This window comes from Paraburkholderia sp. GAS42, from assembly GCF_050436565.1.
Taxonomy (GTDB): Bacteria; Pseudomonadota; Gammaproteobacteria; order Burkholderiales; family Burkholderiaceae; genus Paraburkholderia.
This window is the reverse complement of sequence record NZ_JBNDML010000012.1, coordinates 1-25,042: the sequence shown is the minus strand read 5'-3', so window position 1 is coordinate 25,042 and position 25,042 is coordinate 1. Positions and strand designations below refer to the sequence as shown.

The 25,042-nt window shown below is 62.8% G+C and carries 22 protein-coding genes and 1 pseudogene; 10 read left to right on the top strand and 13 right to left on the bottom strand.

The features are described from left to right. Positions 1-15 precede the first annotated feature (15 nt). Both recN and P3T16_RS18545 read right to left on the bottom strand, forming a co-directional pair. Positions 16-1,683 (bottom strand): DNA repair protein RecN, encoded by a 1,668-nt coding sequence (gene recN, locus P3T16_RS18550; protein WP_429343374.1) that lies wholly within the window; start codon positions 1,681-1,683, stop codon positions 16-18. Between the two features lie 129 nt (positions 1,684-1,812). Further along, entirely contained in the window at positions 1,813-2,760 is a 948-nt protein-coding gene (locus P3T16_RS18545) for an NAD kinase (RefSeq protein WP_429343373.1), read from the bottom strand. Between the two features lie 255 nt (positions 2,761-3,015). Between P3T16_RS18545 and hrcA the strand changes: the two genes are divergently transcribed. The 8 genes and pseudogenes from hrcA to pabB all read left to right on the top strand — a co-directional run bounded on the left by hrcA (position 3,016) and on the right by pabB (position 12,755). Continuing rightward, complete coding sequence (gene hrcA, locus P3T16_RS18540; RefSeq protein WP_429255380.1) at positions 3,016-4,035, top strand: heat-inducible transcriptional repressor HrcA; 1,020 nt, start codon at positions 3,016-3,018, stop codon at positions 4,033-4,035. Between the two features lie 164 nt (positions 4,036-4,199). Next, on the top strand, positions 4,200-5,279 hold the full coding sequence (hemH, locus tag P3T16_RS18535) for a ferrochelatase (protein WP_429255379.1): 1,080 nt from the start codon (positions 4,200-4,202) through the stop codon (positions 5,277-5,279). A 64-nt stretch (positions 5,280-5,343) separates the two neighbouring features. Further along, a complete protein-coding gene (locus P3T16_RS18530; RefSeq protein ID WP_429255378.1) occupies positions 5,344-5,751 on the top strand; it encodes an RNA-binding S4 domain-containing protein in 408 nt (135 codons plus the stop codon). A gap of 505 nt (positions 5,752-6,256) precedes the next feature. After that, positions 6,257-6,841, top strand: coding sequence for a nucleotide exchange factor GrpE (gene grpE / locus P3T16_RS18525; protein WP_429343372.1), 585 nt, complete (start codon positions 6,257-6,259; stop codon positions 6,839-6,841). A gap of 44 nt (positions 6,842-6,885) precedes the next feature. Beyond that, positions 6,886-7,320, top strand: a pseudogene (locus P3T16_RS18520) (thioredoxin family protein). 153 nt (positions 7,321-7,473) lie between these two features. Then, positions 7,474-9,426 carry a molecular chaperone DnaK gene (gene dnaK, locus P3T16_RS18515; RefSeq protein WP_429343371.1) on the top strand — a complete coding sequence of 651 codons (1,953 nt, stop codon included), beginning with the start codon at positions 7,474-7,476 and terminating at the stop codon, positions 9,424-9,426. 268 nt (positions 9,427-9,694) lie between these two features. Next, positions 9,695-10,831 carry a molecular chaperone DnaJ gene (gene dnaJ / locus P3T16_RS18510; RefSeq protein ID WP_429343370.1) on the top strand — a complete coding sequence of 379 codons (1,137 nt, stop codon included), beginning with the start codon at positions 9,695-9,697 and terminating at the stop codon, positions 10,829-10,831. Between the two features lie 25 nt (positions 10,832-10,856). Then, the gene (gene pabB, locus P3T16_RS18505) at positions 10,857-12,755 is read left to right on the top strand and encodes an aminodeoxychorismate synthase component I (RefSeq protein ID WP_429343369.1); all 1,899 of its coding nucleotides are present in this window, start codon (positions 10,857-10,859) and stop codon (positions 12,753-12,755) included. Positions 12,756-12,852: 97 nt separating this feature from the next. Here pabB and P3T16_RS18500 read toward each other — a convergent pair whose 3' ends face one another. The 8 genes from P3T16_RS18500 to P3T16_RS18465 form a co-directional block, all read right to left on the bottom strand. Beyond that, complete coding sequence (locus P3T16_RS18500; RefSeq protein ID WP_429255373.1) at positions 12,853-12,987, bottom strand: hypothetical protein; 135 nt, start codon at positions 12,985-12,987, stop codon at positions 12,853-12,855. Positions 12,988-13,151: 164 nt separating this feature from the next. Further along, the gene (gene panB, locus P3T16_RS18495) at positions 13,152-13,967 is read right to left on the bottom strand and encodes a 3-methyl-2-oxobutanoate hydroxymethyltransferase (protein WP_429255372.1); all 816 of its coding nucleotides are present in this window, start codon (positions 13,965-13,967) and stop codon (positions 13,152-13,154) included. A 31-nt stretch (positions 13,968-13,998) separates the two neighbouring features. Next, on the bottom strand, positions 13,999-14,679 hold the full coding sequence (locus P3T16_RS18490) for a deoxynucleoside kinase (RefSeq protein ID WP_429255371.1): 681 nt from the start codon (positions 14,677-14,679) through the stop codon (positions 13,999-14,001). Further along, positions 14,676-15,224: a 2-amino-4-hydroxy-6-hydroxymethyldihydropteridine diphosphokinase gene (gene folK, locus P3T16_RS18485; RefSeq protein WP_429343368.1), complete on the bottom strand. Its 549-nt coding sequence runs from the start codon at positions 15,222-15,224 to the stop codon at positions 14,676-14,678. Before folK ends, P3T16_RS18490 begins: the two co-directional genes overlap by 4 nt. Positions 15,225-15,271: 47 nt before the next feature. Further along, positions 15,272-16,876 carry a polynucleotide adenylyltransferase PcnB gene (gene pcnB, locus P3T16_RS18480; protein WP_429343367.1) on the bottom strand — a complete coding sequence of 535 codons (1,605 nt, stop codon included), beginning with the start codon at positions 16,874-16,876 and terminating at the stop codon, positions 15,272-15,274. Beyond that, positions 16,873-17,559: an HAD family hydrolase gene (locus P3T16_RS18475; RefSeq protein WP_429255368.1), complete on the bottom strand. Its 687-nt coding sequence runs from the start codon at positions 17,557-17,559 to the stop codon at positions 16,873-16,875. Before P3T16_RS18475 ends, pcnB begins: the two co-directional genes overlap by 4 nt. After that, entirely contained in the window at positions 17,552-18,304 is a 753-nt protein-coding gene (gene hda / locus P3T16_RS18470) for a DnaA regulatory inactivator Hda (protein ID WP_429343366.1), read from the bottom strand. Before hda ends, P3T16_RS18475 begins: the two co-directional genes overlap by 8 nt. A gap of 18 nt (positions 18,305-18,322) precedes the next feature. Beyond that, on the bottom strand, positions 18,323-19,396 hold the full coding sequence (locus P3T16_RS18465) for an AI-2E family transporter (protein ID WP_429343365.1): 1,074 nt from the start codon (positions 19,394-19,396) through the stop codon (positions 18,323-18,325). Positions 19,397-19,491: 95 nt separating this feature from the next. Here P3T16_RS18465 and purM point away from each other — a divergent pair, with 95 nt between their 5' ends. Further along, a complete protein-coding gene (gene purM / locus P3T16_RS18460) occupies positions 19,492-20,547 on the top strand; it encodes a phosphoribosylformylglycinamidine cyclo-ligase (protein ID WP_429255365.1) in 1,056 nt (351 codons plus the stop codon). Positions 20,548-20,628: 81 nt separating this feature from the next. Here purM and miaA read toward each other — a convergent pair whose 3' ends face one another. Together miaA and mutL are read right to left on the bottom strand one after the other, a co-directional pair. Next, on the bottom strand, positions 20,629-21,594 hold the full coding sequence (miaA, locus tag P3T16_RS18455; RefSeq protein ID WP_429343364.1) for a tRNA (adenosine(37)-N6)-dimethylallyltransferase MiaA: 966 nt from the start codon (positions 21,592-21,594) through the stop codon (positions 20,629-20,631). Positions 21,595-21,637: 43 nt separating this feature from the next. After that, on the bottom strand, positions 21,638-23,671 hold the full coding sequence (gene mutL / locus P3T16_RS18450) for a DNA mismatch repair endonuclease MutL (protein WP_429343363.1): 2,034 nt from the start codon (positions 23,669-23,671) through the stop codon (positions 21,638-21,640). A gap of 197 nt (positions 23,672-23,868) precedes the next feature. On the opposite strand from mutL, the gene P3T16_RS18445 reads away from it, so the two are divergent. Then, positions 23,869-24,555, top strand: coding sequence for a DedA family protein (locus P3T16_RS18445; protein ID WP_429255362.1), 687 nt, complete (start codon positions 23,869-23,871; stop codon positions 24,553-24,555). Positions 24,556-24,634: 79 nt separating this feature from the next. Here P3T16_RS18445 and P3T16_RS18440 read toward each other — a convergent pair. Further along, a partial coding sequence (locus P3T16_RS18440) for an IS3 family transposase (RefSeq protein ID WP_429343362.1) occupies positions 24,635-25,042 on the bottom strand: 408 nt, incomplete at its 5' end.

Sequence of the window (25,042 nt, the reverse complement as noted above, 5' to 3'; positions counted from 1 at the left end):
CGGCGGGGTGGGCCCTCAGGCCGTCAGCATTTCCTTCGCATGCTTGCGCGTGGTCGCGGTGATCTCGATGCCGCCCAGCATCCGCGCGACTTCTTCGATGCGGCTCGACTTGTCGAGCGGCGTGACGCTGCTGGTCGTGCCGCCCTCGCCGTTCCCGCCCTTCGCCACCTGAAAATGATGATCGCCGCGCGCCGCGACCTGCGGCAAATGCGTGACGCACAGCACCTGGCGGTCGCGTCCGAGTTGGTGCAGCAATCGTCCGACGACTTCCGCGACGCCGCCGCCGATGCCCGTATCCACTTCGTCGAAGATCAGTGTCGGGGTGGGACTGGCCGTGCTGGCGATCACGGCGAGCGCGAGGCTGATCCGGGCCAGTTCGCCGCCTGACGCGACTTTCGCGAGCGGCCGCAACGGTACGCCTGCGTGGCCCGCGACGCGAAACTCGATCTGTTCCATGCCATGCGCGCCACCTTCCGGTAGCGTCACAAGCGCCGCTTCGAAGCTGCCGCCGGCCATCGACAGTTCCTGCATGCCGGTTGTGACTGCCGAGCCGAGCGCTTTGGCTGCCTTCGTGCGCGACTTCGACAGTACCTTTGCTTCGGCGAGATACGCTTCTTTTGCTTTGGCTTCGGCGGCGCGGAGGCTGTCGAGATCCGCAGCGGCATCGAGTGCGGCGAGTTGCGCCCGGCGAGTTTCGTGTTCTTCGGGCAGGGTTTCCGGCTGAAGACGGAACTTGCGCGCCATCGAATGCAATGCTTCGAGGCGCTTTTCGACCTGGGCGAGCCGGTCGGGATCGAGCTCGAGCCGCTGCGCGTAATGCGAGAGCGAGTACGACGCTTCCTGCAACTGGATTTCGGCGGGCTCGAGCGCGGCGAGCGCATCGTTCAACGCAGGATCGATTTCGGCAAGATCGCGCACCTTCGAGATGATCGAGCCGAGATGCGTGATCATCGCCTCGTCGGATTCGGACAATGCGCCGAGCGCGGCCTCTACGCCCTCGATCAGGTTCGCCGAGTGCGAGAGCCGGCGATGCTCGGTGTTGACCTCTTCCCATTCGCCGGATTGCGGCGCGAGCTTGTCGAGTTCGGCGAGCTGCCAGGCAAGACGCTCGCGTTCGAGTTGCAGTTCGCGATCGCGTGTCTGGGCTGTTTCCACCGCTTGCGCTGCTTCGCGCCAGCTGCGCCAGGCGCGCGTGACTTTGGCCGCCGTGTCGAGTAGCCCGGCATGCGTGTCGAACAGTTCGCGCTGCGCGTCCGGTCGCATCAGTAACTGGTGCGCGTGCTGCCCATGAATATCGACGAGCATTTCGCCGACTTCGCGCAGTTGCGCGAGCGTGGCCGCCGTGCCGTTGATGAATGCACGCGAGCGGCCGTTCGCATCGACCACCCGGCGCAGCATGACCGTGCTGCCGTGCGCGTCTTCTGCGTCGGCGCCGAGCGCCTGCTCGTCGAGCCAGCGTTCGACCTGCGCGTGGGTCGCGAACCCGGCGGTGATGTCGGCGCGTGACTCGCCTGTGCGCACGACGCTCGCATCCGCTCGCGCGCCGAGCGCCAGTGCGAGCGCATCGATCAGGATCGACTTGCCTGCACCTGTTTCACCGGAGAAAACCGTAAAGCCGCTGTCGAATTCAAGATCGAGCGCGGCGACGATCACGAAGTCGCGTATCGAGAGATGGCGAAGCATGGAGTATGGTCTGGTTAGCTGTTTTAGCGGCGAATTCGAAGCGGGCGGCGCGGTTGGTTGTTGCGCTATTGCGTTCCTGCGCGGTCGCGCATGTCGGTCATCTGGTCATTCGATCGTTCGGTGGCCGGTTCAGGTCTGCGGATCGTCGGCGAGCGACGGGTGTTCGTTCCAGTGGAGCTTTTTGCGCAGCGTCGCGTAATAGCTGTAGCCGACCGGATGCAGGAACGGCACGGTATGGCGCGAACGACGCACATCGATGGTGTCGTTCAGTTCCAGCGCCGTGAACGACTGCATGTCGAAGTTCACGTTCACGTCACGCCCCGAAATGATCTGAATGCTGACCGCTGAATCGTCCGGAATCACGATCGGGCGGTTCGACAGCGCGTGCGGCGCAATCGGCACGAGTACGAGCCCTTGCAGTTCCGGATGCAGGATCGGCCCCGACGACGACAGCGCGTACGCCGTCGAGCCAGTCGGCGTGGCGACGATCAGCCCGTCCGAGCGCTGGTTGTACATGAAGCGCCCGTCGACGTAGACGCGCAGTTCCGCCATGCCCGAGAAACCGCTCCGGTTGACCACCACGTCGTTGAATGCCAGCGCGTGATAGATCGCCTCGCCGTCGCGCATAATGCGGGCCTCGAGCAGCGTTCGTTCTTCGCGCTCGAAAGTGCCAGTGAGCATCTGCGGGACGATTTCCTGCATGTCCGAAATCGGGATGTCCGTGATGAAGCCCAGCCGGCCATGATTGATACCGATCAGCGGCGTGCGATAGGGCGCCAGCTGACGTCCCATGCCGAGCATCGTGCCGTCGCCGCCCAGCACCACCGCGACGTCGGCGCGGGCGCCAATCTCGGCGGGACGCAACGCCGGATAGCCGGTCACGCCGATTTCGTGGGCCGTCTCCGCTTCGAACACGACATCGAAGCCGCGCTTTGCAATGCACGAGGCGAGCGCCGTCAGCGGCTCACCGATGCCTGGCGTGTTGCTGCGCCCGACTAGCGCGACGGTCTTGAACTGGCTGGTTACTTGCATGCCGGCATTACACCATAGCTGTGCGTCGAAAAGAACCTTTCCCATTGTGGCCGAAGCGGAGCGGCACGAGGTGCCGCTCCAGGCGCCACCTGCCGGGGCGTCGCGCGGTGAAGGGACCCGCCGCGCGGTATGCGCGGGTTTGTCGTTAGAATGGTGAACCAGTGTTGACAAGCCGACCGGCGGAGTGTCGCTGCGACATCGTACTTCGCGAGGCGCAGGTTGCCGCGCGAACCTGTAAATGTCGCGAAACGTTCCGTAATCGCTCCCTGTAGTGCCGCCGTTGAGCTAAAATTTTCCGTCATGCTAGATCCTCGCGCACAAACCCTCCTTAAAACGCTGATCGAGCGCTATATCGCCGAAGGTCAGCCGGTCGGCTCGCGCACGCTTTCCCGCTACTCGGGCCTCGAACTGAGTCCTGCGACCATCCGCAACGTGATGTCGGACCTCGAGGATCTCGGGCTCGTGATCAGCCCGCATACCTCTGCGGGACGCATTCCGACGCCGCGCGGCTACCGCCTTTTCGTCGACACGATGCTCACCGTCGAGTCCGCCGCCGACGAGGAAGCCGTCATGCGCACGGTCAAAACCACGCTTCAGGGCGGCGAGCCGCAAAAGATCGTCGCGGCGGCGGCGAGCGTACTGTCCAGCCTGTCGCAATTCGCGGGTGTCGTGCTTACGCCGCGGCGCAGCCACGTGTTCAAGCAGATCGAATTCATGCGCCTGTCCGACAAGCGCATCCTGCTTATCATCGTGACGCCCGAAGGCGACGTGCAAAACCGCATGATGGCGACGCAGCGCGACTTCTCGCCGTCGCAACTGGTGGAAGCCTCCAATTACATCAACGCGCATTTCGCGGGCCTTTCGTTTGACGAAGTGCGTCGCCGCCTGCGCGACGAAATCGACGAACTGCGCGGCGACATGACAACGTTGATGCACGCAGCCGTCACCGCCAGCACCGACGACACCGACCCCGGCGAGACGGTGCTGATTTCGGGTGAGCGCAATCTGCTCGAGGTCGCCGACCTTTCGTCGGACATGGCGCGGCTGCGCAAGCTTTTCGATGTGTTTGACCAGAAGACCAGCCTCCTTCAGTTGCTCGACGTGTCGAGTCACGCACAAGGCGTGCAGATTTTCATCGGCGGTGAATCGAATCTCGTGCCGATCGAAGAAATGAGCGTCGTGACAGCGCCGTACGAAGTGAACGGCAAGATCGTCGGCACGCTCGGCGTGATCGGGCCGACGCGCATGGCCTACAACCGTGTGATTCCGATCGTCGACATCACCGCACGGCTGCTTTCGATGAGCCTCAGCCAGCAATAGCACAGGGCTCACACCGCTCGTCGCGCATCTCTTGAGACAGATGATGCGCGATGGCGCGCGCTGCGCCAATAGGCCGAATGGCCAGCTATCGGCGGAAAACCGCGCCGCTATAATGGGCTTCACCTGAACCGTTTCCCTGCAGCACGCCACCAGGCCAACTGACTATGCGTTTCGATCTCGAGCGGCCTTCGCAGTCCGCTACGTCACATCGTGTCGCGGTGTTGCTGATCAATCTCGGCACACCGGATGCACCGACGCCTCGCGCCGTGCGCCGCTATCTCGCGCAGTTTCTGTCCGATCCCCGCGTGGTCGAGATTCCGGCTGTGGTCTGGCAGGTGGTTCTGCGTCTGCTGATCCTGCCGTTTCGCGGGCGCGCGTCGGCCAGGAAATACGCAGCCGTGTGGATGCCGGAAGGCTCGCCACTGCGTGTGCATACGGAAAAGCAGGTGGAAGCGCTGCGGCATCTGCTGCATCTGAACGACTATCAGGTGATCGTCGATTATGCGATGCGTTATGGCACGCCGGGCATTCCCGCGATGCTGAACCAGCTGAAACTGTCGGGCGCGGAGCGCGTGCTGCTGGTGCCGATGTATCCGCAGTATTCGTCGTCCACGACAGCCACCGCATTCGACGAGGCCTTCGTCGCCCTTCGGCGCATGCGCAACCAGCCGGAAATCCGCACGGTGCGTCACTATTGCGATCATCCTGCGTACATCGTTGCGCTGGCCGCGCAGGTGCGCCACTACTGGCAGACGCACGGCCATCCGGACTTTGCGAACGGCGACAAGCTCGTACTCAGTTTTCACGGCGTGCCGAAACGCACGCTCGATCTGGGTGATCCGTATCACGAGCAATGCCAGCAGACGGGCGCGCTGCTGATGAACGCGTTGCATCTGTCGCCGGTGGAATGCCGGATTACGTTCCAGTCGCGTTTCGGGCGTGCTGAATGGCTGCAGCCCTACACGGCACCGACATTGAAAGAGCTCGGTCTCGCGGGCGTGCGCCGCGCGGACGTGTTCTGTCCAGGTTTCACCGCCGATTGTCTGGAGACGATCGAGGAAATCGGCCTTGAGGTGCGTGACGAGTTTCTGCACGCGGGCGGCAAGGAATTTCACCGCATCCCTTGCGTCAACGCGTCTTCAGCATGGATCGCGGCGCTGGGCGAGATCGTCGCGCAGCATCTGCAGGGCTGGCCGGTGATCCAGCCGGCGCCTGTGCAGGGAACGGCGGTTGCGCAGGCGTAAAGGGTTGAGAAGGGTTGAGAAGGGCTAACACAGGGCGGGGCGTCCCGTCAGGACGGAAGCTTCAATGAACTACAGGATTGACACTGAACCGGGCGCGCGTCTGCGCATCGACAAATGGCTCTGGGCCGCGCGCTTCTTCAAGACGCGCTCGCTGGCGGCGGACGCTGTCGAGAAAGGGCGCGTGCGGATCGGCGGCGCGACGGTGAAACCGTCGAAGGATGTGCGCGTGGGCGACCCGGTCGAAATCCAGATCGAGCAGGTCTTATGGCAGGTGGAGGTGCTGGGAATCTGCGACGTGCGGGGTCCGGCAACCATCGCGCAGACGCTCTACGCAGAAACATCCGAAGGCAGGGAAAAGCGTTTGCTGGAACAGGAGCGACGCAAGACGTATCGCGAGCCGGCCGCGGCCATGCAAGGACGGCCGACCAAGCGTGACCGGCGCGTTATCGACAAACTTTCAGGTGGGAATTGAACAGGTTTTCCATCGTCTGATGCACACCACCGTATTCGGTCGTGCTTTCGTTGACGGCCCCGGACATACAGATGGTCGTGGTACCCGCGATAAGTACCAGAGCGACCACCGAGATTGCGAAGGTCAGTTTCACGGTACTCCCCTCATGGATGCGGGATTGAAACGGCGATCTGGCTGGGTGGTAAAGCAGTTAAGGCAATGGGTTGCAGCGAAGCTTACACCTGTTAGGGTAAACGTGTCTTTTCGAACGTCTAAGTGGAGTTTAGGACAGTCGCGCATCGGGCTCAATCTCAATCTGATGACGGCCGCGTGATTGTTGTAACGGCCAGTTTCACCGCACGGTCCCGGTGCGAATTCGGGCCCTCGCGGCCTTGAAAACGCCAACTCGGGCCCCATCTGCACCGTCGATAAGCGGCGGCTTGTCGTGTTTATGCAACGCCTGTTTGGGCGAGCATGAAATGTAGACGCCGCGACGCCATTTATTTTTTAACCGACTTTCAGCGACATGGAAAACACGCAAGAGAATCCGATCAGCCAGAATCCCACGCCTGCTGACGAAACGGGTCGCACGGCTGCTGATGCTGCTGCTTCGACCCAGCAGCAGGAGAGCCCGGCGCAAGCTGCGCCCGCGGATGCCGCACTGGCCGAAGCGCAGGCAAAGATCGTCGAACTGCAGGAAAGCTTCCTCCGCGCGAAGGCCGAGACGGAAAACGTGCGTCGCCGCGGGCAGGACGATGTTGCCAAGGCGCACAAGTTCGCGATCGAAAGCTTCGCTGAACATCTGCTGCCGGTGCTCGATAGCCTCGAAGCAGCGCTCGCCGACAACTCAGCCGATCTCACGAAGGTGCGCGAAGGTGTCGAGCTCACGCTGCGTCAGTTGACCGGCGCACTGGAAAAGGGTCGCGTCGTCGCTCTGAATCCGGTCGGCGAGAAGTTCGATCCGCATCGTCACCAGGCCATTTCGGTGGTGCCGGCCGATCAGGAAGCGAACACCGTCGTCGCCGTGCTGCAAAAGGGTTACGTGATCGCCGACCGCGTGCTGCGTCCGGCGCTCGTGACCGTCGCGGCGCCGGACGCGGCGTCGAAGTAAGCGGCCGCGATCCGTTGTCAGGCCGCGCGCGAAGCGTAACTGTCATGGCCGGTATCCCCGTCGAAGCCACCGCGTTCGCTGTCTTCGACATACAGGAACTGGGCGCCGATACGCGTTCGACGCCGGCCTTGCATCAGCTGGCGACGAACTGGCGGTCGTCTTCTTCTGGGGTTTCGGGTGCTTTAACTGCGAAATCGCGAAGTAGGCGATGCTGGCGCAACCGGACGCCATCCGTGCGCTCGGGCTCAAGTGGTTTCACAGCAGCGTCTACGCGCACCGCGAACCGGGCCGCCGCTGCATGGCGTGCCGACGTGGTTTTTCTTCCATCGTGGCAAGCGTCCGGCCGGGCGACCGGCTGGCATGGCCCTTGGGCAGTTCGAGGCGGCCGTCGCGGCGGCGCGCGTGAGAAAATCCGGGCCGCCGGAAAGGAAAGCGATGCAGGCGTGTCGGAAATTCGCACCGCGGGCGCAGGCGATTGAGAAAAATTAATGACCGCATTGCATTCAGGGTCTTGAAAACGATGCGGATGCACTTATTTTGAGTGCAGGTATGAATTGAAGGCGAAATGCGCCGCCAGCCTTGAGGGCACAGCGCGTTTTTCGCAGCGATCAAAGTTCAGGAGATCAGGAAAAATGGGCAAAATCATCGGTATTGACCTCGGCACCACGAACTCGTGCGTGGCGATCATGGAAGGCAATTCGGTCAAAGTGATCGAAAACTCGGAAGGCGCGCGCACCACGCCGTCGATCATCGCTTACATGGAAGACGGCGAAATTCTCGTCGGCGCGCCGGCCAAGCGTCAGTCGGTCACGAACCCGAAGAACACGCTGTACGCGGTCAAGCGCCTGATCGGCCGCCGCTTCGAAGAAAAGGAAGTGCAGAAAGACATCGGCCTGATGCCGTACAAGATCATGAAGGCCGATAACGGCGACGCATGGGTCGAAGTGCGCGATCAGAAGCTGGCTCCGCCGCAAATCTCGGCGGAAGTGCTGCGCAAGATGAAGAAGACCGCTGAAGACTACCTCGGCGAGCCGGTCACCGAAGCTGTGATTACGGTTCCCGCGTACTTCAACGACAGCCAGCGCCAGGCTACCAAAGATGCGGGCCGCATCGCCGGTCTGGAAGTGAAGCGGATCATCAACGAACCGACCGCGGCCGCGCTCGCGTTTGGCCTCGACAAGAACGAAAAGGGCGACCGCAAGATCGCCGTGTATGACCTCGGCGGCGGTACGTTCGACGTGTCGATCATCGAAATCGCGGATGTGGACGGCGAAAAGCAGTTCGAAGTGCTGTCGACGAACGGCGATACGTTCCTCGGCGGGGAAGACTTCGACCAGCGCATCATCGATTACATCATCGGCGAGTTCAAGAAGGAGCAGGGCGTCGACCTGTCGAAAGACGTGCTCGCGCTGCAACGCCTGAAGGAATCGGCTGAAAAGGCGAAGATCGAACTGTCGTCGAGCGCTCAGACTGAAATCAACCTGCCGTACATCACGGCCGACGCGTCGGGTCCGAAGCACTTGAACCTGAAAATTACGCGTGCGAAGCTCGAAGCGCTGGTTGAAGAACTGATCGAACGCACGATCGAACCGTGCCGCACGGCCATCAAGGATGCGGGCGTGAAGGTCGGCGAAATCGACGACGTGATTCTCGTCGGCGGTATGACGCGTATGCCGAAGGTGCAGGAAAAGGTGAAGGAGTTCTTCGGCAAGGATCCGCGCCGTGACGTGAACCCGGACGAAGCCGTCGCCGTGGGCGCCGCGATTCAGGGCCAGGTGCTGTCGGGCGACCGTACGGACGTGCTGCTGCTCGACGTGACGCCGCTGTCGCTCGGCATCGAAACGCTCGGCGGCGTGATGACGAAGATGATCAACAAGAACACGACGATCCCGACCAAGCACGCACAGGTCTACTCGACGGCTGACGACAATCAGGGCGCCGTGACGATCAAGGTGTTCCAGGGCGAACGCGAAATGGCAGTGGGCAACAAGCTGCTGGGCGAGTTCAACCTCGAAGGCATTCCGCCGGCACCGCGCGGCGTGCCGCAGATCGAAGTGAGCTTCGACATCGACGCGAACGGCATTTTGCACGTCGGCGCGAAAGACAAGGCGACCGGCAAGGAAAACCGCATCACGATCAAGGCGAACTCCGGTCTGTCCGAAGCCGAAATCGAAAAGATGGTGAAGGATGCGGAAGCGAACGCCGAAGAAGATCACAAGCTGCGTGAACTGGCCGATGCCCGCAATCAGGGCGACGCACTGGTCCACAGCACGAAGAAGGCGCTGACCGAATACGGCGACAAGATTGAAGCCGCCGAGAAGGAAAAGATCGAAACCGCGTTGAAGGAACTCGAAGAAACGCTGAAGAGCGGTTCGAGCGACAAGGCAGCGATCGAAGCGAAGATCGAAGCGGTGGCAACGTCGTCGCAGAAACTGGGCGAAAAGATGTACGCCGACATGCAGGCCGCCCAGCAAGGTGCGGCAGGCGCCTCCGGTGCAGCAGGCGCGGGTCAGTCGCAAGGCGGGGCGAGCCAGCCGGAAGACGACGTCGTCGACGCCGAGTTCAAGGAAGTGAAGAAAAACTAAGCCGGGTTGAACTTCGACCGCAAGGCTGCGCATCGGGAACGGCGCGCAGCCCGGCTGCAGAACGGTCTGTGCCTGGTTGGGCGCACGACCGCGAGTGAACGATGAGCGCGCCTGGCGAGCCCTTTTGGGCTCGCCGGGCACATTTGTTTTATGGAGGGCGCGGTGTTTGTCCGTTGCAACGGGCAAAAATCGCGGCCGGACGAGTCGCAAGACTCCAGCATTCATAAGGAGCCGCCGCGCCGGATTGCGCGGCTGGCGTTGAACCGAAATGGCGAAACGGGATTACTACGAGGTTCTGGGCGTCGCAAAGAACGCGAGCGACGACGAAATCAAGAAGGCTTATCGCAAGCTCGCGATGAAGCATCACCCCGACCGCAATCCGGGCAACAAGGATGCGGAAGAGCATTTCAAGGAGGTGAAAGAAGCCTATGAAATGCTCTCGGACTCGCAAAAGCGTGCGGCGTATGACCAGTACGGTCACGCAGGCGTCGATCCGAACATGGGCGGAGGTCAGCAGGGTTTTGGCGGTTTTGCCGATGCCTTTGGCGATATCTTCGGCGACATCTTCGGTCAGGCGGCCGGCGGTGCGGCACGTGGCGCTGGCCGTGCCGGCCCGCAGGTGTATCGTGGCGCCGATCTGCGCTACAGCATGGAAATCACGCTTGAGCAGGCCGCGCATGGCTACGACACGCAGATTCGTGTGCCGAGCTGGGTCTCGTGCGAGATCTGTCATGGTTCCGGCGCGAAGCCTGGCACCAAGCCGGAAACGTGCCCGACCTGTAACGGTTCGGGCGCAGTGCGCATGTCACAGGGTTTCTTTAGCATCCAGCAGACCTGCCCGAAGTGTCATGGCACCGGGACCTACATTCCTGAGCCTTGCACGCACTGCCACGGCGCAGGCAAGACCAAGGAAACCAAGACGCTGGAAGTGAAGATTCCGGCCGGTATCGACGACGGCATGCGTATCCGTTCGGCTGGCAACGGCGAGCCGGGCATCAACGGCGGTCCCTCGGGCGATCTGTACGTCGAGATCCACATCAAGCAGCACACGGTGTTCGAGCGCGATGGCGACGACCTCCATTGCCAGATGCCGATCCCGTTCACGACGGCGGCGCTCGGCGGCGAGATCGAAGTGCCGACGCTAGCGGGCCGCGCGAGCTTCACGGTGCCGGAAGGCACGCAGTCGGGCAAGACATTCCGTCTGCGTAGCAAGGGTATCAAGGGGCTGCGCTCGAGCATTGCGGGTGATCTTTACGTGCACGTGCAGGTGGAGACGCCGGTCAAGCTCACCGAAGGGCAGCGCGAGATTCTGCAACAGTTCGAGAAGTCGCTTGTCGAAGGCGGCGCGCGGCATAGTCCGCAAAGCAAGAGCTGGTTCGATCGGGTGAAGAGCTTCTTCGATTAATGGCAGACTGAAGTTGGTGGTACCCATGGTGACTGACGAACGCGGCACCGTGTTCGCGTTACTCGACGACTGCGATTCGATTGCAGGACATCGGACGAGCCGTCTGTACACGGGTTTTATGCACGAGCGGGTGTGCGTCGATGCCGCCGCGCTCGACACAGTGTGCGATGCTGTCGCGGCTGATATGCGCGATGGTTTGCATGCCGTTGTACTCGGCAACTATGAATTCGGCCGGAATCTTGTTCTTGCGGATTGGCTCCGGTCGGAACGAACGCAGCGTGGCGATGCCACGCTGCGTTTTTTATTGTTCGAACGATGTGAAAAGCTGTCGCTCGATGAGGTCGATGCATGGCTTGCCGCACGCGATGGCGGAGCGGCGCAGCCGTCGATCGCAGGCACAGGCGGCGTGCACGAAAGCGTCGACTATGCGGAATTCGAACAGGCCATCGCCGGCGTTCATGAAGCGCTGCGTGCCGGGGATTCGTATCAGGTCAACTACACTTACCGGCTCGGTTTCGACGTGTTCGGCGCGCCGCTCGCGCTGTATCGGCGGCTACGGGCGCGTCAGCGGGTGCGCTACGGTGCGCTGATCGCATTGTCCGACGATCGGTGGGTGCTGTCGTGTTCGCCGGAGCTCTTTGTCGAGAAAGAAGGCCGGACGCTGCATGCGCGGCCGATGAAAGGCACGGCGCCGCGTTCCGCCGACGCCGAAGCCGATCGCCGTCTCGCCGAATTCCTCGCGAACGACCCGAAGAATCGTGCCGAAAACGTGATGATCGTCGATCTGCTGCGCAACGACCTGTCGCGGGTCGCGGAAACGGGGTCGGTGAAGGTGCCGGCACTCTTCTCCGTCGAGCCGTATGCGTCGGTGTGGCAGATGACATCGACGGTCGAAGCGCAACTGCGGGCGCACACGTCCTTCGCTGACATCATCCGCGCGCTGTTTCCGTGCGGCTCGATTACCGGTGCGCCGAAGCATCGCACGATGCAGCTGATCGACGCGCTCGAAAGCACGTCGCGCGGTCTTTATACCGGCGCGATCGGCTGGCTCGATGCGCCGCCCACCATGGATGGAACGCGCGAGAAAGATGACGCGTGCGGCGACTTCTGTCTCTCGGTCGCGATCCGCACGTTGACGCTCGATGCGCCGGCGCCGGTTGCTACCGGTCTGCGGCGTGGCACGCTCGGCATCGGCGCGGGGATCGTCCTCGATAGCGTCGCTGCCGACGAATACGCGGAGTGTCAGTTGAAAGCACGCTTTCTGACGGAAGCCGACCCCGGCTTCCAGCTGTTCGAGACCATGTACGCGACCCGCGAAAATGGCGTGCGTCATCTGGGTCGGCATATCGCGCGCATCAGTGCGAGTGCGACGTACCTCGGGTTTGGTTTCGATGAAGCAGCAGTGCGTGAACAGATCAGAGCGCAGTGCACGCAACTAACTGCAGAAACGCCACACCGCATGCGTCTTGCGGTCGACAAGTGCGGCTCAACGCAACTAACAGCCGCACCGCTGGCGCCACTACAGGGTGACGTGGCGGACGTGCTGTTTGCGCCGGATTACGGCTACGCCCCGACCGAGGCGGGTGATGTGCTGCTGCATCATAAAACCACGCGTCGCGCGCAATACGATCGGGCGTGGCATGAAGCCGAGTCGAAGGGCGCTTTCGACATGCTGTTTTTCAACGAGCGCGGGGAATTGACGGAGGGCGGCCGGACGACTGTCTTCGTCAAACTGGATGGGCGGTGGTGGACGCCGCCGTTGTCATCGGGCGTGTTGCCGGGTGTGATGCGCAGCGTGCTGCTCGAAGACGCCGAGTTGCAGGCGGCCGAGCGTGTTCTGCTGCGTACAGAAGTAGAGGGGGCCGAGGCACTGATGCTCTGCAATGCGCTGCGCGGTGCGGTAGCGGCCAGGCTGGCCGGCTGAGCGACACGGAGCCCAAGGCTCGACCCGGCGCGGCAACCGGCCGTGCCGCGCTACCCAGCCCGGCATGGCACCAGGTTAAAGCCGTGGCGCGCAATGCTCAAGCGTGCCCGTGATGAAAGAGCCTCAATATCCACGCAGTGAACCGCGTATGCCGCGCCGGTTCTGGCACGTCATGCGGCACGGTTGAATGATCGCGAATGCCCGCGATGTCGATCAGGCAGAAGGGGCTCATGGTGGTCTCCGTCATCACGCAACACCGTCGCCTTAATGTCGCGTTAACGACAGGACGAAGACGGAGGCCTGGAATTGCAACGCCCGAACCTTTCGCGGAGTAACGACCGCCGCCAACCGGATATTTCGCCGACCCGGCCCGCGTCGGCGTCACGCTGATCACACTCAGAACGTATGCTCAGGTCCCGGGAACGCCCCGTCCTTCACCGCCCGCACGTACGCTTCCACCGCAGCAAGAATCCCCGTCTGCCCCTGCATGAAATCCTTCACGAAGCGCGGACGTTTGCCAGGGAAAATGCCGAGCATGTCGTGCAGCACCAGCACCTGTCCGGAGCAGTCGAGACCCGCACCGATGCCGATCGTCGGAATCGTCAGCTGCTTGGTGACTTCAGAAGCGAGGAGCGTCGGCACCGCTTCGATCACGATCAGTTGCGCACCTGCGTCCTGCACCGCGCGCGAATCGCGCAGCAACTGGCTCGCGCCTGCTTCCGTCTTGCCTTGCACCTTGAAGCCGCCGAACGCATGCACCGACTGAGGCGTGAGTCCAACATGTGCGCACACCGGAATCGATCGCTCGACGAGAAAACGCACCGTCTCCGTCACCCATTCGCCGCCTTCGAGTTTCACCATCTGCGCGCCGGCGCGCATCAGCTTCACGGAACTCTCGAACGCATCCGCCGGCGTGCCGTAGGTGCCGAACGGCAGATCCGCGACGATCAGCGCCGACGGCTTCGCACGCGCAACGCATGCCGTGTGATACGCGATGTCATCGAGCGAAACGGGCAGCGTCGTTGAATGACCCTGAAGCACATTGCCCAGAGAATCGCCGATCAGCAGCACATCGACACCCGCGCGATCGAGCAGCGAAGCGAAGCTCGCGTCGTAACAGGTGAGCATCGCAATTTTTTCGCCCGCTTCGCGCATTGCCTGCAGTTTCGGCACGGTAACGGCGTTCCGGCTCGTTTCCTGCAAATAGGTCATGACAGTCCGTGGAGATAAAGAGAGACGCCGCTTACAGCGACGTGCCTTTGACAAAGAATTCCTTGCGACCACGCATCGATTCCATGCGTTCGATCAGGAGTGCAAGGTCCGCGTCCGATTCAAGCGGATTCAGATGTTCGGCGTTCACCGTGAGCACGGGCGCACCGTCGTAGTGATAGAAAAACTCGTTGTATGCGTCGCAGAGCGCGCGCAGATACGCATCGGAAATCTGCAGCTCCATCGGCAGCGCACGTTTCTGGATGCGCGAAAACAGCACTTCCGGGCTCGCCTGCAGATACACGACGAAATCCGGCGCTGGTCCCGACACGTCGACCCGTGCAGCCAGCGCACGATACAACTGCCATTCGTCGTCCGGCAGTGTGAGGCGCGCGAACACGTCGTTCTTCTGCGTCATGAAATCAGCGACGAGCGGCGTGCCCGTCGACCAGGTCGCCGCGATGTCGCGCACCTGCTGTGCCCGTTGTAACGCGAAGTGAAGCTGTGTCTGCAACGCAAAGCGTGACGTGTCGCGATAAAAGCGTTCGAGAAACGGATTCTCGTGCGGCCGCTCGTAGATCGCGTGCATCGACCAGCGTTCCGCGAGCCGCTGCACAAGTGACGTCTTGCCGACGCCAATCGGACCTTCGATCGCGAGATAGCGGAAGGGCGCTCGCAGGTCAGGCGCGACGACGGTGAGCGGCGTTGAATTCATCGACAGCTGCCTCCGGACGATTCGGCTTTCTTGCCCGTCAGCGCGCCGAGTACCGGACACTGACACGGCGATTTGATCTTTTCGATGCGCTGTGAAGCGACGGCGCTGAGCAGTGCATCGGCACGGCCGTGCTGCGGGATGACCAGCGTCGCGTCGATTTCGACGAGCGGCACGAGCGCGAATGCGCGCTCAGTGAGACGCGGATGCGGCACGATCAGGTCCGGCTCTTCTATACAGTGGTCGCCGAAAAGCAGGATGTCGAGATCGAGCGTACGCGGTGCGTTACGAAAGGGACGCTCCCGGCCGAAGTGATGCTCGATCGTGTGGCACAGCGCGAGCAGATGGCGCACGGACAGCGTCGTGTCGATCTTCACGACGCAGTTGAAATAGTCGTCGCCGCCCGCGTCGATCGGGGCAGTGCGATACATGCTCGACTTGGCGAGCACGGCAATGGTGTGCTGTTGTGCGAGACACACAACAGCGTCTTTCAGGGTCTGGCGCGCGTCCCCGAGATTCGCGCCGAGGCCGAGATAGGCAACCGTCATGGCATCACTTCCTGCGACTTACGTTCGACGGCATGTGCCGGAACCGGTCAGTCTTCGTGAGAGCCGTTAGGGCTCACATCGCTGGCTTCGCGCGTTCCTGCGGTCGTGCCGCCCTCCATTCCTTCGCCCGGTTTGCGGCTTCTGGCGCCACTGCTGCGCCGCCGTCGTTTTCTGGGCGTCCGGTCCTTCCCGCCTTGCGAGAGCAATGCTTCGCGCGCGGCGATGTCTCCTTCGATGAACTCTGCCCACCACTGACCGACCGACTCATCGAGTTCGCCCGATTCGCAGCGCAACAGGAGGAAATCATACCCTGCTCTAAATCTTTGGTGTTCCAGCAGCTTCAGCGCGCCTCGACCCGAGCGTTTTTCGAGGCGCAACTGCAGACCCCAGATCTCGCGCATGTCCGACGAGAAGCGCTTGTGGATCGCTAGTTTCTCGGTCTGCATGTCGAGCACGTCGTCCATCGCGCGATGCAGCGCGGGCACCGGATGCTCACCGTTCGCCTCGTATTGCTGCCAGCGCTGCTGCATGTCGTGCCATAGCAGTGTTGCGAACAGGAAGCCCGGTGAAACCGGCTTGCCGGCGCGCACGCGGTCGTCCGTGTTGGTGAGCGCGAGCGTGATGAATTTTTCGCCCTGCGGCTGTTCGAGCACGACATCCAGCAGCGGCAACAGGCCGTGATGCAGACCTTCCTTGCGCAGACGGGTCAGACACGCAAGCGCGTGACCCGATAGCAGCAGCTTCAGCATTTCGTCGAAGAGACGGGCTGCCGGCACGTTGTTGATCAGGTCAGCCATTTCGACGATTGGCGCACGCGTGCTGTCTTCGATCTCGAAGCCGAGCTTCGCCGCGAAGCGCACGACGCGCAGCATCCGCACCGGATCTTCGCGATAGCGCGTGGCCGGATCGCCGATCATGCGTAACAGGCGTGCGCGCATGTCGGCCATACCGTTGTGATAGTCGAGCACCGTCTGCGTAGCCGGGTCGTAGTACATCGCGTTGATCGTGAAATCGCGGCGCGTGGCGTCTTCGTGCTGCTCGCCCCAGACGTTGTCGCGCAGCACGCGGCCGCTTGCGTCGACCGCGTGCGTACGGCGGTCGAGTTCGTCGCGCTTCAGGCGACGCGGCGGCGCGGCGTCGGCGGCCGGCGGATCGACCAGTGCCCGGAACGTCGACGTTTCGATGATTTCCTGGCCGAACTGCACGTGCACGATCTGGAAGCGCCGGCCGATGATGCGCGCGCGGCGGAACAGCTTTTGCACCTGATCCGGTGTGGCATCGGTCGCGACGTCGAAGTCTTTCGGCGCAATGCCGAGCAGCAGATCGCGCACGGCGCCGCCGACGATAAACGCGCGATGCCCCGCCTGCTGCAACCCTTCGGTGACACGAATCGCGTTCTTCGAGATCAGCGACGGATCGATGCCGTGGATATCGGACGAGATGATGACGGGTACGTCCGGGTCGGGCACGCCTTTGACAGCAGCGCTACGCGCGGGCCTGCGGCGCGTTTTGGCCGGCGAACCCGAGGCAGCGGCGCGGCCAGCGCGTGTGCCGGTGGTTTCGTCTGCGGCGGGAGACGGTGCGGCATCGGCAGCATCGTCAGTGGGTGCCGGATTCTGTCCGAACAGCTTGCGAATGAATTTTTTGATCACGTGGGTTGAAAGAGTTCGAGGATGCGCCAGCCTTTGGCCTGCGCGTGGGCGCGCAAGGTGTCGTCGGGATTGGTCGCGATCGGGTCGGTGACTTTTTCGAGCAGCGGGATATCGTTGTGCGAATCGCTGTAGAAATAGCTGCGCTCAAAATCCGACCATGTCTTGCCGAGCGAAGCGAGCCACGCTTCGGTACGGACAATCTTGCCTTCTTTATAGCTCGGCGTGCCAGTCGGCCGTCCGGTGTAGTCCGAATGCGGATGGCCGTCGACGGTTTCCGCTTCGCACGCGATCAGCTTGTCGACGCCGAACACTTCGGCGATCGGCCCGGTGATGAATTCGTTCGTCGCGGTGACCATGCAGCAGAGGTCGCCGGCGTCGCGGTGCACGCGCACGAGTTCGAGCGCGGCCGGCACGATCGCGGGCTTGATCACTTCGTGCATGTACTTCTGGTGGAATTCGGCGAGTTGCGCGCGCGAGTACTTTGCCAGCGGCGTCAGCATCGCGATCAGATACGCGTGAATGTCGAGCCGGCCGGCCTTGTAGTCGGCAAAAAAGCGGTCATTCTCACGCGCGAAGTTTTCGGCATCGACCATGCCGTGCTTCACCATGAAGCGCCCCCATTCGTGGTCGCTGTCCGTGGGAATGAGCGTGTGATCGAGGTCGAAGAGTGCGAGGTTAGTCATGGGGGCCCATTTTACTTGAAGCGGGTGACGACGTAGCCGTTCGAGGGTCCGCGCCGCCATCGGGCGACGCGAGCATCGTGCGCAGCAGCGGCAACGTCACCGCGCGTTTCTGTTCCAGCGAGAAGCGGTCGAGCGCGTCGAGCAGCGCCATCAGGCTCGGCATGTCGCGACGAAAGTGCGTGAGCAGGTAGGCGGGGACGTCGTCGGCCAGCGCGATGCCGCGTTCGCGCGCGGCGTGCTTCAGCACGGCCGCCTTGCCTTCGTCGGGCAGTGGCGCAAGGTGGAATACCAGCCCCCAGCCGAGCCGCGTGCGCAGGTCCTCGCGCACCGTGAGGCCCATCGGCGCGGCGTTGCCGGTCGCGACCAGCGCGCTCGTCGGGTGCGCGCGCACTTCGTTGAAGAGATTGAAGAGCGCGATCTGCTGCGCGCCGGACAGGCCGTCGCAGTCGTCGATTGCGTAGAGCGCGACCTTCGGGTCGAACGCGAACGCGGCGAGGCCGCTCTGCGGGCTCGCGAAGCGCGCGTGTCCCGGCTGCGCGTTCTCGACGAGCGCTTTCAGCAGATGGCTACGCCCGCTGCCGGTTTCGCCCCACATATAGAACGTGCGGTCGGCGACCGGGCCGATGGCGAGCGCGCCCTCAAGCTCACGCAGACGCGTGACCAGCTCGGCGTTGGTGCCGGCGAAGAAATTGTCGAATGTCGATGGCGGTGGGGTACCGAGATCGAGCGTCAGTTGACGAAGCACAATAAAAGCCGGAGTCAGTTACTTGTAAAGCGCGCTGGCCAGATAGCCGGCGCGCATTTCGCGCAGCGCGACCGACAGCATCGCACTGACAGGCAGTGCAAGCAGCACGCCGAAAAATCCAAACAGCTGGCCGAACGCGAGCAGTGCGAAGATCACTGCGAGCGGGTGCATGCCGATGCGCTCGCCGACGAGCCGCGGCGTCAGAAAAAAGCTTTCGAGAATCTGCCCGAAGCCGTACGCGACGGCCACCGCGCCGAAGCCGTACCAGTCGCCGAACTGCAGCGTAGCGGCGACGAGCGCGAGAATCAGGCCGGTCGCAAAGCCGATATACGGGATAAATACCGCGAGACCGGTGAAGATGCCGACCGGCAGCGCGATCTCGAATCCTGCGATGAACAGTGCGACCGCATAGTACACGGCCAGCACGCCCATCACGAGCAACTGGCCGCGCAGGTACTGCGAGAGCATGCGGTCCATGTCGGTGGCGAGCTGCATCGTCTTGTCGTACCAGCGGCGCGGGATAACGATCTGCACGCGCGCGAGCATCGCGTTCCAGTCGTACAGCAGATAGAACAGCACGAGCGGCACCATCACGACGTTGCCGATCACCGTGAACATCACGTTGCTGCTCGTGCGGATCGATGTCCAGGCGTAAACCGCGACCGTCTGCGCGCTGCCTTCGAGCTGGCCCATCACCAGGTCGCGGACGCTCGCGAAATCGAGCGTATCGGTGATGCCGAGGAGCGCGACTTTCGGTTGCAGCCAGTCATGCGCGTGAGAGAAAAAGCGCGGCACCTGCTGCTTCAGCTGCGGCCCTTCCTTCTGCACGACAATCAGCACGAGCAGCACGAGCGCCGTCATCAGCAGCACGAAGATCAGGATCATCAGCAGCGCGGCGAGGCTGCGCGGCACGCGCCGGCGTACAAGCCACGCGACGCCCGGCTGCAGGATGTATGCAAGGATCGCGCCGAGGAGGAACGGCGTGAGGACCGGACTCAACAGCCACAGCAGGATGCCCAGTCCGAGCGCAATGGCGACCCAGATAAAGGCCTGACGCTGATACGGCGTGAGAATCGGTGAATTTTGCTGCAAGGTGGGATTTCCAGGGATCGTCCGAACGGATGAATTCCAGCCAGACGGCCGGCATCGGGTAAAATCGCATTTTACCGACCTTCTCGCTCTTCCCCATGAATCAACCGAAATCCGCCCCTGACGCCCAAGGCCTGTCGTATCGCGACGCCGGCGTGGACATCGACGCGGGCGACGCCCTTGTCGACGCGATCAAGCCCTTTGCCAAAAAGACCTTGCGCGACGGCGTGCTGGGCGGCATCGGTGGTTTCGGTGCGCTGTTCGAAGTGCCGAAAAAGTATAAGGAGCCGGTGCTCGTTTCGGGCACGGACGGCGTCGGCACGAAGCTCAAGCTGGCCTTTCAGCTGAACAAACATGACACCGTCGGCCAGGATCTGGTCGCGATGAGCGTCAACGACATCCTGGTGCAGGGCGCCGAGCCGCTGTTCTTCCTCGATTACTTCGCGTGCGGCAAGCTGGACGTCGGTACCGCTTCGACGGTCGTGAAGGGCATTGCCCAGGGTTGCGAGCTGGCGGGCTGCGCCTTGATCGGCGGTGAAACGGCGGAAATGCCCGGCATGTATCCGGACGGCGAGTACGACCTGGCCGGTTTCGCGGTCGGTGCGGTCGAAAAGAGCAAGATCATCGACGGCAGCACGATCGCCCCGGGCGACGTAGTGCTGGGTCTGGCATCGAGCGGCATCCATTCGAACGGCTTCTCGCTGGTGCGCAAGATCATCGAGCGCGCGAACCCGGATCTGAACGCCGATTTCGACGGCCGTTCGCTCGCCGACGCGCTGATGGCGCCGACGCACATCTACGTAAAGCCGCTGCTCTCGCTGATGCAGACCATGGCCGTTAAGGGCATGGCGCACATCACCGGCGGTGGGCTGGTCGAGAACATCCCGCGCGTGCTGCGCGAAGGCCTCACGGCCGAGCTGGATCATCGCGCGTGGCCGCTGCCGCCGCTGTTTGGCTGGCTGCAGAAGCACGGCGGTGTGGCCGATGCGGAAATGCATCGCGTATTCAACTGCGGGATCGGGATGGCCGTGATCGTTTCGGCTGACGATGCCGAACAGGCGATCGGCCTGTTGTCGGCAGCAGGTGAGCAGGTATGGAAGATCGGCACCGTGCGTCAGAGCAAGGAAGGCGAGGCGCAGACCGTCGTGGTCTGAGTGCCCTGATCCTGATTTGCGCGCTGTAAAGGAAGCCGTCTGATTTGCATCAGGCGGCTTTTTTATTGGGCGCGATGCGCGTTATTGCGAGGCCGCATGAACGAGCACGCTTTCGATGGCGCGAAGCGCCTGGTGGGTGGCGTCGGGTGCGCAGCAGTCGATCACCGTTCGCTCTGGCATCGCGCGTAACCAGGTCAACTGGCGTTTGCACAACTGGCGCGTCGCGAACACGCCCTTGTCGCGCATGGTGTCGTAGTCGGTCAGGCCATCGAGATACGCCCAGACCTGCCGGTAGCCGACGCATCGCATCGACGGCAATCCCGGATGCAGGTCGTCACGGGCACGCAGACGCCGCACTTCATCGACTAAACCCGCCGCAAGCATCGCATCGAAGCGCTTCTCGATGCGCGCATGTAGCACGCTTCGATCCGAAGGCTCCAGCGCAATCGGTGTGAATCGCCATGGCCGTGCGGCTTCGTCGATGCGCGCTGGCGCTTCCAGCAGCGTCGACATCGGCTGACCCGACAGCAGGAACACTTCGAGCGCGCGCTGAATGCGCTGCGAGTCATTCGGTGCGAGCCGCGCCGCTGTCACCGGATCGACCGTCGCGAGCCGCGCGTGGAGCGCGGGCCAGCCGTCGCGGGCGGCATCGGCGTCGAGCGTCGCGCGCACGTCTGGATCGGCGGCGGGCAGATCGTTCAGGCCTTGCGTCAGTGCCTTGTAGTACAGCATCGTGCCGCCGACCAGCAATGGCACCCGTCCACGCGCGACGATTTCGCCGACGAGCCGCAACGTGTCCGCACGAAAATCCGCGGCCGAATAGGCGTCGGCAGGGTCGACGATGTCGATCAGATGATGCGGCGCCAGCGCGCGCTCTTCAGCGGTGGGTTTGGCCGTGCCGATATCCATCTCGCGATAGACGAGCGCCGAGTCGACGCTGATGATCTCGACCGGGTGCCGCGCGGCAAAAGCCAGCGCAGCGGCCGTCTTGCCGGACGCCGTCGGGCCGAGCAGGCAGGCGACCGGCGTGGCTTCCTGTGACGTCATGAGCGTGCGCATTGCGCGGGCAGGCAAGTGAGGAACTGCACGCTCATTGACCGCGCATGAAGAGACGATCGAGGTCGGACAGCGTCAGCTGATACCACGTCGGACGGCCGTGATTGCACTGATCCGCGCGTTCGGTTGCTTCCATCTGGCGCAGCAGCGCATTCATTTCATCGAGTGTGAGACGCCGGTTCGCGCGCACCGCGTGATGGCACGCTAGCGTGCCGAGCAGTTCGTGCTGACGCTCGGTCAGCACGCGCGAGCCGCCAAATGCGTGCAGATCGGCGAGCACCGCACGCGCCAGCGCCTGCAGATCGGCATCTTTCAGCAACGCGGGCACGGCGCGGATTGCGAGCGTGTTCGGCGACAGCACAGCGAGATCGAAGCCGAGCGCGTCGAGCGTCGCGCGCTCTTCCTCGACCGTGCCGATTTCGACGGGATCGGCCAGCATCGAGAGTGGAATGAGCAGTGGCTGCACCGCAATCGTCCGGTCGGACAACGCGTTCTTGAACTGCTCATACAGGATGCGCTCGTGCGCGGCGTGCATATCGACGATCACAAGGCCGTGCGCGTTCTGCGCCAGCACGTAGATGCCGTGGATCTGGCCTAAAGCGAAGCCGAGTGGCTGCTCGTCGTTGCCGTCGAAGGCCGGTGCGAACGCCTGTGATCCAGTGGGCGCGAAGCCCGAAGGAAACGTGGAAGGCGCTCCCGCGAAGGCTGACATGCCATTGCCGTCGACGTCGCGTGCTTCGAGCGCCGTCGTTCCCGATGCGGTGCCGGCGCCTGTGTCCTTGCGTCCGAAGAGCGCGTCATACAGCGCGAGCGGTTGTGCAACCGGCAACGTGCCCTGCGTCATCTGTGCCTGACGCAGCCACATGTTGCCGGCGTCGCCTGAGAAGCCGCCACCCGGCGGCGTCGAGCCGAACGAAGCCGGATTCGGCGTTGGCATCGGCATCGGTGCGATGTGCGCGGCATGGCCGCCTGCGGTCGTCTCCGGCGAAGCGCCTGCGTGTCGCGCCAGCGAACGCTGCACGGCGTGAAACACAAACTGGTGAATCGATCGCGAATCGCGGAACCGCACTTCGATCTTCGACGGATGCACATTGACGTCGACGGCTTCGGGCGGCAGATCCAGAAACAGCACGTACGACGGATAACGGTCACCGTGCAGCACGTCTTCATACGCGGCGCGCACAGCGTGCGTCAGCAGTTTGTCGCGCACGAAACGGCCGTTGACGAAAAAATACTGCTGATCCGCGCGGCCGCGGCTCGCGGTCGGCAGACCAGCGCAGCCATAAACGGCAAGCGGCCCAGCCGATTCGTCCAGCGGCAGATGCGCCGTCGCGAACGTTTCGCCGAGGATCTTCGAGACGCGCGTCGCCGGATCGGTCGCGTTCCAGTGCTCGACGGCGCGGCCGTTATGCAGCACCGAGATCGCGACGTCCGGCCGCGCCAGCGCCGAGCGCCGGATCATCTCCAGGCAGTGGCCGAGTTCGGTCTGTTCGCTCTTCAGGAATTTGCGTCGCGCGGGTGTGTTGAAATACAGCTCGCGGACTTCGATCGTCGTGCCCCGCGTACCGGCCGCAGGCGTCAGTGCGCCGGTCTGCGCGTCGATGCGCACCGCATGCGGCGCGCTTTCTGTGCGGCTCGTGATGTGCATCTCCGCCACCGATGCGATCGACGCCAGCGCTTCGCCGCGAAACCCGAGCGTCGCGACCGCTTCGAGTTCGGCGAGCGAGCGGATCTTGCTCGTCGCGTGGCGCAGCAGCGCGAGCGGCAGTTCGTTTTCGGGGATGCCGCAGCCGTCGTCGGTGATCGAAATCCGTTTGACGCCGCCTTCGTCGAGCACGATGCGCAATGTTGTCGCACCGGCGTCGAGCGCGTTCTCCAGCAGTTCCTTCACCACGGAAGCCGGCCGCTCGACCACTTCGCCGGCGGCAATCTGGCTGATCAGCTGGTCGGGCAGTGGCTGGATCGCGCGCAACGGGCGCGGGGCGAAGGCGTCAGGAGACGCAGGCGCAGCCGTGGAGGCCGCAGCAGGCGCCGCGGCTTCGACGGGGTTCTCGGAGAATTCGGACATGCCGAAATTATAGCGACTTGGCGCCGGCCGCCTGTTTCACCGCCCGAGTGTGGTCGCGCGCACTCAATTAATTTAGCCCGGCGGGCACTTTCGGTATCATGGCGCGGTCAATTTCACCGCTTCGGGCGCATCTTTGCCGCCCGGCGCACGAGGCCATCGGACCGTCCGGCCTCGCAATCCGATCATAAGGGACGCTTTTGGACACGCTGCTGCAGTTCTTCAATCTTGTCTTGCACATCGACAAGTTTCTTGGTGAGTTCATTCACCAGTACGGCACATGGGTGTATGTCGTGCTGTTCATGATTGTTTTCTGCGAGACCGGGCTCGTGGTGCTGCCGTTTCTGCCGGGCGATTCGCTGCTGTTTATCGGCGGCGCGTTCTGCGCGACGGGCGAAATGAGTCTGCCGTTGCTGATCGGTTTGCTGCTCGTCGCCGCCGTGTCGGGCAATACCGTCAACTACATGATCGGCCGTGCGATCGGGCCCAGGGTATTCAATACGCATATACGAGGTCTCGACCGTTTTCTCGATCGCGCAGCGCTTGAAAAGACGCATAACTTCTACGAGAAGCACGGCGGCAAAACCATCGTTCTCGCGCGTTTCATCCCGGTCGTGCGGACATTCGCACCGTTCGTTGCAGGCGCATCGGAAATGAGCGTGCGGCGCTTCCAGATCTTCAATTTCGCCGGCGCGCTCTTGTGGGTGTTGCTGCTCGTGCTGCTCGGCTACTTCTTCGGCAACATTCCGTTCATTCGCCAGTATCTGAACGTGATCGTGCTGGTCGGGATCGGTGCGGCGATCGTGCCGGTCGTGCTGGGCGCACTGTGGAAGATGATGCGCAAGGAAACGCCGGCTGACGCCGCGCGCAAGCCGGGCGGGCGGTAACGTTCCGGTTGGGTCCTTCCGCGGGAATAAAAACGGCGTCGCATGAACTGAACCCCGGAAGTTGGACGGTTCAAAGAGGCTAGATGCCCAAGGGCTGGGTTCTGTATTGCACAGGACTCAGCCCTTTTAACTTCAGCCGTATGCGTTCGTGGTTGTAGTAATGGATGTACTGCCGAAGTCCGACCTGTAGCTGTTCTACGCTGTCGAACTCGTTCAGGTAGAAGAACTCTGCCTTGAGTGTACCGAAGAAGCTTTCCATCGCCGCATTGTCCAGGCAGTTCCCCTTGCGCGACATGCTCTGGCGAATCGCCCGCTGGTCCAGTAGCCTGCGCCAGGCAGCCATCTGGTACTGCCATCCTTGATCGGAATGCAGCAAGGGGCGTTCGCCCCGCCCGAGACGGGTGAACGCCTTCTTGAGCATGTTCCCGACCAGATCGAAGGTTGGTCGAATGGAACTCTGCCAGGCAATGATCTCCCCGTTATACAG